Below are 12,810 nucleotides of genomic sequence, written 5' to 3'. Positions count from 1 at the left end.
GGAAAGAGATATGAAGGATTATAGAATGTTGATTATAAATCCCGGATCTACATCTACAAAAATAGGTGTATATGAAAACCTGAAGCCTCAGCTTGTAGAAACCATAAGGCATTCCAGCGAAGAATTGTCAGGATTTAACCACATATCCGAACAATACGGCTTCAGACGCGATGTTATTTTAAAAGTCCTTGAGAGCAAGGGCATAGATATTAAATCAATTGATGCCGTTATAGGGAGGGGCGGACTTTTAAAACCCATGGTCAGCGGTACTTATGAAATAAATGATGAAATGCTTAAAAACTTGAAAGACAAGAACACATCACAGCATGCATCCAACCTTGGAGCGATAATAGCCTATGAAATAGCTTCAAGCATTAATGTGCCGTCCTTTATAGTGGACCCGGTAGTAGTTGATGAGATGGAGGATATAGCAAGGTATTCGGGTATGCCGGAAATAAACAGGAAGAGTATATTTCATGCCTTGAATCAAAAAGCCGTTGCCAAAAGATATGCAAAAGAAAATAACCAGAAGTACGAAGAGCTAAACTTAATAGTTGCTCATTTGGGAGGTGGAATATCCGTAGGTGCTCATAAAATCGGAAGAATTGTGGATGTAAATAACGCACTGGACGGAGAAGGTCCTTTCTCACCCGAAAGATCCGGAGGACTGCCGGTAGGTGAGCTTATAAAATTATGCTTTTCAGGAAAATATACACATGATGAGATAATGAAAAAAGTGGTTGGGAAGGGAGGTCTTACCGCCTACCTTGGTACCAGTGATGCCAGAGCTGTCGAAGAGATGATAAATGACAAGGATGAAAAAGCCAAGCTCATTTATGAGGCCATGGCTTACCAGGTGGCAAAGGAAATAGGAAGCTGTGCCGCGGTACTGGAAGGCAATGTAGATGCTATAATACTTACGGGAGGATTGGCATACAGCCAAATGTTAACCCAATGGATAATGGAAAGAGTGAATTTTATATCTAAGGTAGTTGTATATGCAGGAGAAGATGAACTCCTTGCCCTGGCTGAAGGCGGATTAAGGGTGCTGACAGGAGAGGAAAAGTCTAAAGTTTATAAGTAAGGCAGGTGAAAAGATGCAGGACAGCAGAATAAGGGTATTTTCCGGTCATTTTGGCAGCGGCAAAACAGAGTTTTCCATTAATTATGCTATTAAACTTGCTAAAGAAAATAAAAAAACCTGTATTGTCGATTTGGACACCGTGAATCCTTATTTTTCCGTCAGGGAAGTTAAAGATTATCTGGAATCCCTGAATATAAGGGTGGTATCACCCCATATAAAAATTACCACCGCTGAACTATCCACCGTGCCTTCGGAGGTAATGGCGGTGTTTGACGACAGAAGCTATGAAGTAGTAATAGATGTAGGGGGAGATGAAGCAGGGGCCCAAGTTTTAGGACAGTATAACAGATATTTTAAGCAGGAGCCCTATGATATGTATTTTGTCATAAATACAAACAGGCCTCTGACGGACAACCCGCAAAAGATAATAGATTACATTGACAGCATAGAGAAATCCGCAAGGCTTGAAACAAAATACCTTATAAACAACACCAACATGTCCTATGACACAGCAATTAAGGATATTTTGAAGGGACAGGAAATTATAAAGGAAGTATCCTTAAAGTCAAACAAGCCTATTAAATATACGGCAGTTAGGGAAGATTTGATAAATGATTTACCCCGGGGGATAGAAGGGGAAGTATTTAAACTGAGCATTTTTATGCAGCCTGAGTGGCTGGTACAGGATAATTAGTTAACAAACAAAAAGGATGGTGGTTACCATGCCAAGAGTGTATTTTAACGAGGATAAATGCAAAGGCTGTGGATTGTGCAGAGATGCATGTCCAAAGAAAATTATAGTAATATCCGATAAATTAAACGCCAAAGGATATCATCCGGCGACGGTGTCCAAGGAGGATATGAAGGAATGCATTGGATGCGCTTCCTGTGGGCGAATGTGCCCCGATGTAGTGATAACAGTAGAAAAATAATTTAAGGGAAGGACAAATTAAGTAATGGGGACACAACTAAAGTTATGTCCCGATGTAGGGAGGTTTGAAAATTGGGAGAAAAGGTTCTCATGAAGGGTAATGAGGCCATTGGAGAGGCTGCTATCAGGGCAGGCTGCCAGTGCTTTTTCGGGTATCCCATCACCCCTCAGACAGAGGTTGCAGCTTATATGGCAAGGAAAATGCCCAGGATAGGAAGGGCATATGTTCAGGCCGAAAGTGAAGTTTCGGCTATAAATATGGTTTACGGCGCTGCGGGAAGCGGCGTCAGGGTCATGACTTCATCCTCCAGCCCGGGTATAAGCTTGAAGCAGGAGGGGCTGTCATATTTAGCGGGAGCTGAATTGCCTTCCGTTATAATTAACATCGTAAGAGGCGGTCCCGGATTAGGAGGGATTCAGCCGGCACAGAGCGATTATTTCCAGGCAGTAAAAGGAGGAGGCCATGGAGATTACCGTTTGATTGTTTATGCACCGGCTTCGGTTCAGGAAATGGTAGATATGATTCAGGAAGCCTTTGATGTGGCTGATATATACAGAAATCCTGTTATGGTCATGGGAGACGGTATGATGGGACAGATGATGGAGCCTGTGGAATTCAAGGAAAGGGCCGGGCGTCCGCTGCCTGAAAAAACCTGGGCTGCCACCGGACTTCAGGGAAGAAAAAAGCACAATGTAATAAATTCTCTCTTCCTTGCCCCGGAGGAATGCGAAGACCATAATATAAAGCTTCAGGCAAAATACCGTGAGATAGAGCAAAATGAAGTAAGGTACGAGTTATATAACTGCGACGCCAAATGCGACCTTATATTTGTGGCCTATGGCACGACGGCAAGGATATGTAAAAGCGTAATTAAAATGGCAGACAGGGAAGGCATAAAATTAGGACTGGTTCGCCCCATAACATTGTGGCCTTTCCCAAAGGAAGCCTTTGAAAAAGTAATAGATAAGACCGAACACGGATTTTTATCCGTTGAGATGAGCATGGGACAGATGGTGGAGGATGTGGCGCTTTGCGCTTTAGGAAGAAAGCCCGTATCCCACTTCGGCAGGTGCGGAGGAATGGTGCCCACACCTAAGGAAATATACGACAGGGTAAAGGAATTAATAGCAGGGGGTGCAAGGTAATGACGGTGGTATTTGAAAGGCCAAAGGCTCTCTTGGATGTGGAAATGCACTACTGCCCTGGCTGCACCCACGGTATAATACACAGGCTGGTGGCAGAAGTAATGGATGAATTGGGCATCATAGATAAAACCATAGGGGTTGCCCCTGTGGGATGCTCCGTTCTAGCTTACGAATACTTTGCCTGTGATTTTCACGAAGCCGCCCACGGCCGTGCTCCTGCTGTTGCAACGGGTATTAAAAGGGCGCTGCCTCAAAATATAGTGTTTACCTATCAGGGTGACGGAGATCTGGCGGCTATAGGAACGGCAGAGGCTGTTCATGCGGCGGCAAGAGGAGAAAATATAACTACAATATTTGTAAATAACTGCATATACGGAATGACCGGGGGACAGATGGCGCCTACCACTTTGCCGGGACAGGTGACAGAAACCTCACCCTACGGAAGGGATGTTAAGCTTCAGGGACACCCCATAAGGGTTTCTGAAATGCTGTCAACCTTAGATGGCCCCGCCTTTATAGAAAGGGTATCCGTAAACAATGTGGCTAATGTGTTAAAGGCAAAAAAAGCAATAAAAAAGGCTTTTCAATATCAGATGGAGGGAAAGGGCTATTCCCTGGTGGAAGTGTTATCAATATGCCCCACCAACTGGGGATTATCCCCCCAGGAATCCATGAAATGGCTGGAAGACAATATGATTCCCTACTATCCTTTAGGTGTTAAAAAGGATATAGCCCCGGAGGTGAAATAATTTGTTAAATCAGGAAGTTATTATAGCAGGCTTCGGAGGACAGGGAATACTCTCCATGGGAAAGTTTTTGGCATACGCGGGTATGGATCAGGGACTGAATGTGTCATGGCTTCCCTCCTACGGCCCTGAAATGAGGGGAGGTACCGCCAACTGCTCTGTAATTATTACAGAAGATGAGGTAGGTTCTCCCGTAGTTACAGCCCCTGATTCATTAATAGTAATGAACAGGCCATCCCTTGACAAATTCGAGAACACGGTTTTAAAAGAGGGACTTATAATAATAGACAGCTCTCTTGTTAACAGAGAGGTTAAAAGAAGGGATGTTACGGTTATAAAAATACCGGCATCAGAAGAAGCTGACAGACTGGGGAGCAAAAGGATTGCCAACATGGTGCTTTTAGGTGCCTATGTGGCAAAAACAAATTTAATTCCCATGGAAGCCCTCTTAAAGACATTAAAGGAGCATGGAAAAGAATCTTTTTTTGAAATAAATAAAAGGGCCTTGAAAAAAGGCGAAGAATATATAAAATAGAAAGTGGCTCTATATGAGCCGCTTTTCACATAGGGGGTCTTTTATGGATTGCAAGGAATATTTAAATATGCTGTCGGAGAAATATAAAGGCTATTTTGATGTTAACAGGGATTTTGTGCTGCTGGACTACAAGCTTGATATATTTGCACAATACAAGGCTAAAAGCCATAGGTATTTTTTGAATAAATCCTTAAGTTTAGACAGCTATGAAAATTTTGAATACTGCCTGGTTAAATGCTTTGATGAAGGCATAAATATAAAGGGTCCGGATGAATTTACCAGTTACCTCATTAAGGCAGCAGAGGACATCGTAAAGCCAAACAGCAGTCATATGAGCAGTTGTTTAACGGGTGTCATTGTATCCCCTAAAAGCTTTGCCCCTGATGTTATAAAAAAGGCGGAAAAGTTCAGATACTCAAAGGATTTTTTATTCACATTAAAGGGCTGGTGCGACATCCGCCTCATACTTGCAGACCTTGAAGGGAATGCAGTTTACACAAATAAAGCAGGCAGGGAAGTAAAAGACAATTATATTCCCTTTTTATAAAACCTCATGTAACTAAAATGAGGTTTTTGTCAATTATTGAAGGTATGCCCATAATATATTATAATAAAATCATTGCAACATATGTGTTTGACTTATGCATGTCTTTTGTGTGAAAGAGGTTTATATGAATTCGCTTTTATTGATTATATTGGCAGCGGTAATTTTTATAATAGCTTACATAACCTACGGAAAATGGCTGGCAAAGGAATGGGGAATCGATGATTCCCGTAAAACTCCTGCCCATAACAGGTATAACGGCAGCGATTACAATCCTGCAAAGCCTTCAATTTTGCTTGGGCACCATTTTTCATCCATAGCCGGGGCAAATCCAATCATAGGCCCCATACAGGCTGCAGTTTTTGGCTGGCTGCCTGTATTTTTATGGATAATGGTGGGCAGCGTTTTTGTCGGCGGAGTTCAGGATTTCGGAGCCATATTTGCCTCCATAAGAAATGACGGAAAATCCATAGGGCGGATAGTGGAATTCAACATGGGAAGCACGGGCAAAAAGCTTTTCAACCTCTTTGCCTGGCTCATGATTTTACTTGTTATTGCCGCCTTTATTGACATATGCTCCAAAACCTTTACCAGCGTTCCCGAGGCAGGCACATCATCCTTTGTTTTTGTCATCCTTTCCATGCTCTATGGATATATTGTAAACAGGAGAAGGCCGTCTTTCTGGATTTCCACAATAGTGGGAATAGTATTTTCGGTGTTTTCAATCTGGATGGGAATGATGTTTCCCATGGTGTTATCAGCCGACCCCGTCATAAATGCGAGAATGTGGATAATTATAATTTTAGTGTATATCGCCATAGCATCGGTGCTGCCCATATGGCTTTTATTGCAGCCCAGGGATTATTTAAATTCTTTCTTGCTCTATGCATTAATCATCGGCACCGTAGCTGGGCTGCTGATTAAAAACCCTGAGATTAATCTTGACATGTTTACCGGCTTTAAAACAGCATCGGGTGATTACTTGTTCCCCATGCTTTTTGTAACATTGACAAGCGGCGCCGTGTCCGGCTTTCACTGCCTTGTAGCCTCGGGCACAACATCAAAGCAGATTGATAAGGAATCCCATGCCCGCATAATAGGCTATGGGACCATGCTTATCGAAGGCTTGTTGGCAATTGTGGCACTCATTACCGCCGGGTATTTTGCCGCGCCGGAGTTTTCAAAGCTCATGGAAACAGGAGGGCCGGTTACTGTTTTTTCAAAGGGAATATCGGAGTTTTTAGCTGTTGTAAAAGTGCCGCAAAAATCCGCTGAAACCTTTGTATCCTTAACTGTTACCGCCTTTGCCATGACCAGCATGGATACTGCAACAAGGATCGGCAGGTATTTATTCCAGGAGACCTTCGACGGAGCGGACAAATTCGTACTTTCCAACAAATATGTTTCCTCGCTGATAACCATTGGCGTGGTATGGGCTTTAACCCTTACGGGCTACCCGAGGATATGGTCCTTATTCGGAACTGCAAACCAGCTCCTTGCCGCCCTTGCCTTGCTTGCCATAGGCGCTTATCTTATGAGGCAGAGAAAAAATGCAAGCATGATAGTTGTACCCATGATACTCATATATGCCGTCGCCATTACAGCCTTGATACTTGAAATCCGGAGGAACATTATGGAAATGAACATACCCCTTGCAGTCATCGCAACCGGGCTTTTAGTAATGTCCGCCATACAATTCAAGGAGGGGTGGAAGATACTAAGTTCCATGAGGCTGCACAAAAGAAAGTAATATACCCCTTTATAAAATTAGGACAAGCCGAATGAATAATTATGCCCAAGGACAGTAACTTAACTTGGCCGTTTTGCGTAAAATGAAGGTACATATAAATTGAATTAATGCCATTATTATGCTATTATTCTAGTTGTGATAGAAGAAAATGAGAGGTTTGACAATATGGGAAAAATGTTTGGAACTGATGGGGTTAGGGGAATTGCAAATGCAGAGCTGACCGCAGAGCTTGCATATAAGCTGGGGAAGGCAGGAGCTTTTGTACTCGCCAGTGAATCTCACAGGCCTAAGATAGTGGTAGGCATGGATACCAGGATTTCCGGGGACATGCTGGAGAGCGCTATTGTATCGGGCATTTTGTCTGCCGGAGCCGAAGCCATTTGTGCCGGCATAGTGCCTACTCCTGCAGTGGCTTATCTTACAAGAAAGTATAAAGCCGATGCAGGCATAGTTATTTCTGCATCACACAATCCGGTGGAATACAACGGAATTAAGTTTTTTAATGAAAAAGGATATAAGCTTCCCGATGAAGTGGAAGACAGGATAGAAGAACTTGTACTTAATAATTGCCAAGGTTTGCCGTCACCCACAGGCAGCGATCTGGGCAGAAAGATTACAGTAGACTGTGCCGCCAGGGATTACGAGGAATTTTTAAAATCCACGGTAGATGTGGATTTTAGGGGCATAAAGGTAGCCGTAGACTGCGCCCAGGGTGCGTCCTACGCAATTGCTCCTAAGGTATTATCAGATTTGGGCGCCGAGGTCCTGGCAATCTACAACAATCCGGACGGCAAGAACATAAACAAGGAATGCGGCTCCACCCATCCCAATCATCTTCAGAAGTTTGTGGTGGAGAACAGCTGCCATTTAGGACTGGCCTTTGACGGCGATGCCGACAGGCTTATTGCCGTTGATGAAAAAGGAAATATAGTAAACGGCGATTTTATCATGGCAATTTGTGCCGATTACCTTAAGGAAGCAAAGAAGCTTAAGGATGATACCGTAGTTGTTACCGTAATGAGCAATTTAGGCCTGGATATCGCTTTTAAGGAAAGAAGCATAAAATCCTTAAAGACCAAGGTTGGGGACAGGTATGTCTTAGAGGAGATGCTGAAAGGCGGATACTCAATCGGCGGAGAGCAGTCGGGACATATAATATTTTTGGATTACAATACCACAGGCGACGGCATACTGACAGCCCTGCAGCTTATGATGGTTATGAAGAAAAAAAATAAGTCCTTATCAAGCCTTTCATCCATCATGACAGAGCTGCCTCAGGTTCTTTGCAACGCAAAGGTCAACAATGATAAGAAGGCTGCATATAATACGGATAAGATTATTTTATCGGAAATTCAAAAGATTGAGGATAAATTAAACGGCATAGGAAGGGTATTAATCCGTCCTTCCGGCACCGAACCCCTGGTCCGCGTGATGCTGGAAGGAAAAAACAAAATAGAAATAGAGCTACTTGCCAGAAGTCTGGCATATCTTATAGAAGAGAGATGCAGTTAAATACAGGGGATACTTTGTATCCCCGCCCACTTTGAAAGGAGGTGATTAAAGATAAATGCCAAAACTAAATAAAGGAGGGATGCCTGTATTAATTGTCAAAAAAGCGCCAGGACTTATGGGGAACATAAGTTAACGAGGACGGGGTTTATCGAGTTTTCGGCGGATGCCCTGCGGTGTGTCACCACCGAGAGAAATCCTACAAACCCGGCAAGTGATTGACGGACAAAAGGATGGGTGATTTTTATTTTAAATTGGGTAAGTTGGGGACAATGCTCTGACTATCCCAAAGGATTAGGAAGAGTATCTCACAAGTTGGGGACATTTCTCGGACTACCCGGGAGGAGTACCCCAAAAGATGAGTGGTGTCCCCTTTCATTGATGAAAGGAGAAATTTTATCTATGTGCGGCATAGTTGGATATATAGGAAGTAAACAGGCAGCCCCAATTCTTATTGAGGGTTTACAGAAGCTGGAGTACAGAGGTTATGACTCGGCAGGAGTCTCTGTATATGACGGGGAATTGATACAAATTACAAAATGCAGAGGCAGGCTGATGAATCTCGAATGCAAGCTTACAGACAGCCCACTGGGCGGAAGTGTAGGCATCGGCCACACAAGATGGGCAACTCACGGCGAGCCTTCGGATTTAAATTCACACCCTCACACAAATACAAACTGCACCATAAGCGTTGTTCACAACGGCATAATAGAGAACTATCTCTATATAAAGGAATGGCTGAAGGGAGAAGGTTATACCTTCATAACAGAGACTGACACGGAAGTTGTCCCCCACCTTATAGACTATTTCTACAACGGAGACATCGTTGACGCCGTAATGAAGGCCGTTAATAAAATAGAAGGCTCATATTCATTAGGAGTGCTTTGCAGCAATGAGCCTGAAAAATTAGTGGCGGTGAGAAAAGACAGCCCCCTTATAGTAGGCCTTGGTGAGGAAGAGAACTTTATTGCATCGGATATTCCTGCAATACTCAATCACACCAGGAAGATATATCTTTTAAATGACAGGGAAATTGCCGTTTTAACAAGGGGCGGCATTAAGATACTGACATCGGAAGGCAAGGAAGTAATAAAGGATATATATAACGTTACTTGGGATGCCCAGGCTGCGGAAAAAGGCGGCTACGAGCATTTCATGATAAAGGAAATCCACGAGCAGCCAAAGGCCATAAGGGATACCATGACATCCAGGATTTCAAAGGATTCCGATGAAGTTAAGCTTGATGATATAACCCTCACAGCAGAAGATTTAAAGAATATAGACAAAATATTTATAGTAGCCTGCGGCACTGCATATCATGCAGGAATGGTAGGCAAATATGTAATAGAAAAACTGGCCCGCATCCCTGTCGAAGTGGATATAGCGTCGGAATTCCGTTACAGAAAGCCCATTATAAACGGCAAAACCTTGATGATAGTAATAAGCCAGTCAGGCGAAACGGCAGATACCTTAGCTGCATTAAGGGAAGCAAAGGCACAGGGCGCCAGAGTAATCGCCGTCACAAACGTAGTTGGAAGCTCTGTTGCAAGAGAGGCCGACAACCTTTTGTACACCTGGGCGGGACCGGAAATTGCCGTTGCCTCCACGAAAGCCTATGTAACCCAGCTTATAGCTATGTATATCATAGCCCTGTATTTAGCAAGGCTAAACGGCAGCATGCCGGTTGAAGAATACAGGACCATCCGGGATGAAATGCTGTCCCTTCCCGAAAAAGCTGAAGAGCTTTTGGCAAAGAAGGAAGAGGTTCAGAAATTTGCAGCCCAGAATTTCATGCACAAGGATATATTCTACCTTGGCAGAGGCTTGGACTACACAGTAGCTTTAGAAGGCGCCTTAAAGATTAAGGAAATATCCTACCTTCACGCTGAAGCCTTTGCGGCAGGCGAATTAAAACACGGCCCCATAGCCTTGATTGAGCAGGGAACTCCAGTCATTGCCCTTGCTTCCCAAGAGGACCTCTTTGACAAGACACTAAGCAACATCAAGGAAGTTATAACAAGAGGGGCAAAGGTTCTAGCCATCGCCATGGAAGGCAAAAAAGATGCAGAAAAGTCAGTGGATGAAGTAATCTATATTCCAAAAACCCTGCAGCTTTTAGCCCCGGTTTTAGAAGTTATCCCCCTGCAGCTCTTAGCCTACTATACAGCAGTGCAAAGAGGCTGTGACGTTGACAAGCCGAAGAACCTGGCCAAAAGCGTTACGGTTGAATAGAGGTAGGTAAATTTTAGAAAAATAGGCGTAATTGACTGCCCTTAAGTTTATGCTAAGGTGTGTGCCAGCAGTTACTCGTTGAAAATAAAAGCCTGAGATGATATGTTCTATCTCAGGCTTTTATCTTCACATAGCAAAATATCCACTTAAAATATCTAATTCAATGGCTTTTGCTCCGTTGAAATTTCATCTATTATAAATTTGCATTGCTGCTCAATATCATTTAATTTTTTATAAATTTTACTTAACTTAAAATTAATGTAAATGTTAATAAATATTAAAATTGTTAGTATAAATCCTATAATTAATAAAAAATTAGCTATCATATATTTCACCTATATTTTTCTATTTTTGTCATACCGTTGTTATATCGGAGGACGCTTATTATATTCATCAAGTTTTTTTAAAATATCACGCGTACATTCCAATACAACACTGATTAAAATAGCAATTGACACAATAGCATTTTAGTATTTTCATCTCCACCTAGTATTATTATCGCAAATACATATGAACATATGATTGTCCCTATAAATATTGATATAAATCGAATTTCTTTCAAAAATAACACTCCTAAAAGTAAATATTTAAATTATCTTTCTCAACATACTTCTTTACTGTTTCAAAATCATGTCCTGTGATATCAACAATCTTTCTTAAACTTTTCCCTTCAAATTTCTTCATGTATTTGATACGATATATTTGCTCCATTGTTAGCATCTCCTTATTCTCCTTTTCAGTTTGGTCACTAAAAAGGTTATATTATTTGAGGGGTGCTTGCAATGGAGTTCTTCCATTTTATGCAGGGATTTTTAACTTCCGCTCTGCTTGGTTTCTATTCTACCAAAAACAGAAATATCGTAACTGTAAAATAAGACGGTGTATGGATAACTTCCCTGACCATATGAGATAATGCTCTAAATTAGAGTCTTTAGAGTTTTTTGACTTAGTCGAAAAACTCCAATGGAGGTTTAGAGTATGAATACCAGGGAAGCTACTCAAAAATATCGAATGAATAAATGGATTGAGATTGTCCGGGAATGCAGAAGCAGCGGACAAACTGTTTCTGTATATTGTACTGAACATAAAATCAATCCTAAAACCTACTATTACTGGTTAAGGCGCATCCGTGAAGCTGCATATGAATCGTTACCGGCTATCGGAGATAATAACACCATCGTGCCGTTAAGTATACCGGCTAATCCACCTGCTGATATTAAAAATCATGAATCTCAATCTCATATCGTCTTGCATTATGGCAATGTTACTCTGGAAATCAACAACAATGCTTCAGCAGTATTAATTGAAAATATTCTAAGGGCAATGCAGAATGTTAGGTGACATTTCCAAAGCCGAGAAAATATACATTGCATGTGGACATACGGATATTCGTAAGTCAATTGATGGTCTCGCAGCAATAGTCCAACGTAATTTTCAGCTTAACCCTTTTCAAAACAGCCTGTTTCTCTTCTGCGGCAGACGGCGCGACCGCATTAAAGCCCTCTACTGGGAAGGAGATGGTTTTGTTCTGCTGTATAAGCGCCTTGAAAATGGGAGTTTCCAATGGCCGATGAATGCAGAAGCCGTCCGTTCCATTTCGTATCAGGAATTCCGATGGCTCTTGGAAGGCTTGTCGATTGACCAACCCAAAGCTGTAAGAAAGATAAAAATCGATATATGCATTTAAAATAAAATACCCGTAACCCTTTGTAAATACTGGACTTTCGAAGGTTTTTATGGTACAATAAATGTAATAAAACCACAAAGGAATCGGGTATTTATGGATACATTAAATCAGATATCAACACTTGAAAATCGCATATCAGAACTTGAAAAAGAGAATAAAATACTTCATGCTACTGTTGATTATCTGACTAAAAAACTTCATGGCAGAAGTTCTGAGAAGACATCAGTTCTACCCCTGGAACAGGTGTCTCTTTTTGATGAAGCTGAAGTTGAGGCTGATCCTAAAGCTGAAGAACTCGACCTTAAAGCAGTACAGGGCTATATCCGAAAAAAATACAAGGGACAGCGGAAAGAGCTCTTAAAGGATATTCCTCATGATAAACGGCTCTGTACTCTTGTCGAAGAAGACCTCTTTTGTGAAGAATGCGGAACTGTTCTTGTACCTGTTGGCGAAGAATTCGTTCGTACTGAAATAGAAGTAATTCCTGCTAAGGTAAAGGCAATAGATTACTACCGCCAAACTTATGAATGCCGTACCTGCCGTAAAAACGGCAAACCATATATGGAGAAATCTCCAATGCCGTCTCCCGTTATTCAGCATTCTATGGCATCTCCCTCTACAATAGCATGGGTAATGCATCAAAAAT

The 12,810-nt window shown here is 42.1% G+C and carries 13 protein-coding genes; all 13 read left to right on the top strand.

Annotated elements, in window-relative coordinates:
• Window positions 1-10: 10 nt before the first annotated feature.
• On the top strand, window positions 11-1,084 hold the full coding sequence (gene buk, locus OXPF_RS00240) for a butyrate kinase (RefSeq protein ID WP_054873213.1): 1,074 nt from the start codon (window positions 11-13) through the stop codon (window positions 1,082-1,084).
• A 13-nt stretch (window positions 1,085-1,097) separates the two neighbouring features.
• Window positions 1,098-1,778, top strand: coding sequence for a nucleotide-binding protein (locus tag OXPF_RS00235; RefSeq protein WP_054873212.1), 681 nt, complete (start codon window positions 1,098-1,100; stop codon window positions 1,776-1,778).
• Between the two features lie 28 nt (window positions 1,779-1,806).
• Complete coding sequence (locus OXPF_RS00230; RefSeq protein WP_054873211.1) at window positions 1,807-2,016, top strand: indolepyruvate ferredoxin oxidoreductase subunit alpha; 210 nt, start codon at window positions 1,807-1,809, stop codon at window positions 2,014-2,016.
• Window positions 2,017-2,087: 71 nt separating this feature from the next.
• Window positions 2,088-3,161, top strand: coding sequence for a 3-methyl-2-oxobutanoate dehydrogenase subunit VorB (locus OXPF_RS00225; RefSeq protein WP_054873210.1), 1,074 nt, complete (start codon window positions 2,088-2,090; stop codon window positions 3,159-3,161).
• A complete protein-coding gene (locus tag OXPF_RS00220; protein WP_054873209.1) occupies window positions 3,161-3,910 on the top strand; it encodes a thiamine pyrophosphate-dependent enzyme in 750 nt (249 codons plus the stop codon). Before OXPF_RS00225 ends, OXPF_RS00220 begins: the two co-directional genes overlap by 1 nt.
• Before the next feature lies 1 nt (window position 3,911).
• The gene (locus tag OXPF_RS00215) at window positions 3,912-4,442 is read left to right on the top strand and encodes a 2-oxoacid:acceptor oxidoreductase family protein (protein WP_083479618.1); all 531 of its coding nucleotides are present in this window, start codon (window positions 3,912-3,914) and stop codon (window positions 4,440-4,442) included.
• A 43-nt stretch (window positions 4,443-4,485) separates the two neighbouring features.
• Window positions 4,486-4,989: a DUF8052 family protein gene (locus OXPF_RS00210; RefSeq protein WP_054873208.1), complete on the top strand. Its 504-nt coding sequence runs from the start codon at window positions 4,486-4,488 to the stop codon at window positions 4,987-4,989.
• A gap of 124 nt (window positions 4,990-5,113) precedes the next feature.
• On the top strand, window positions 5,114-6,736 hold the full coding sequence (locus OXPF_RS00205) for a carbon starvation CstA family protein (RefSeq protein ID WP_054873207.1): 1,623 nt from the start codon (window positions 5,114-5,116) through the stop codon (window positions 6,734-6,736).
• A gap of 165 nt (window positions 6,737-6,901) precedes the next feature.
• The gene (gene glmM, locus OXPF_RS00200) at window positions 6,902-8,248 is read left to right on the top strand and encodes a phosphoglucosamine mutase (RefSeq protein WP_054873206.1); all 1,347 of its coding nucleotides are present in this window, start codon (window positions 6,902-6,904) and stop codon (window positions 8,246-8,248) included.
• Between the two features lie 399 nt (window positions 8,249-8,647).
• A complete protein-coding gene (gene glmS, locus OXPF_RS00195; protein WP_054873205.1) occupies window positions 8,648-10,477 on the top strand; it encodes a glutamine--fructose-6-phosphate transaminase (isomerizing) in 1,830 nt (609 codons plus the stop codon).
• A gap of 978 nt (window positions 10,478-11,455) precedes the next feature.
• A complete protein-coding gene (tnpA, locus tag OXPF_RS00190; RefSeq protein ID WP_054873204.1) occupies window positions 11,456-11,818 on the top strand; it encodes an IS66 family insertion sequence element accessory protein TnpA in 363 nt (120 codons plus the stop codon).
• Complete coding sequence (tnpB, locus tag OXPF_RS00185; protein WP_054873203.1) at window positions 11,808-12,164, top strand: IS66 family insertion sequence element accessory protein TnpB; 357 nt, start codon at window positions 11,808-11,810, stop codon at window positions 12,162-12,164. Before tnpA ends, tnpB begins: the two co-directional genes overlap by 11 nt.
• Window positions 12,165-12,257: 93 nt before the next feature.
• Window positions 12,258-12,810: IS66 family transposase zinc-finger binding domain-containing protein (locus OXPF_RS00180; protein WP_201779653.1), on the top strand; the 553-nt coding region annotated here is incomplete at its 3' end.

Source organism: Oxobacter pfennigii (assembly GCF_001317355.1).
GTDB lineage: Bacteria > Bacillota > Clostridia > Clostridiales > Oxobacteraceae > Oxobacter > Oxobacter pfennigii.
Note: the sequence above shows the minus strand (reverse complement) of the source record. Positions and strands in the feature narration are given on the sequence as shown.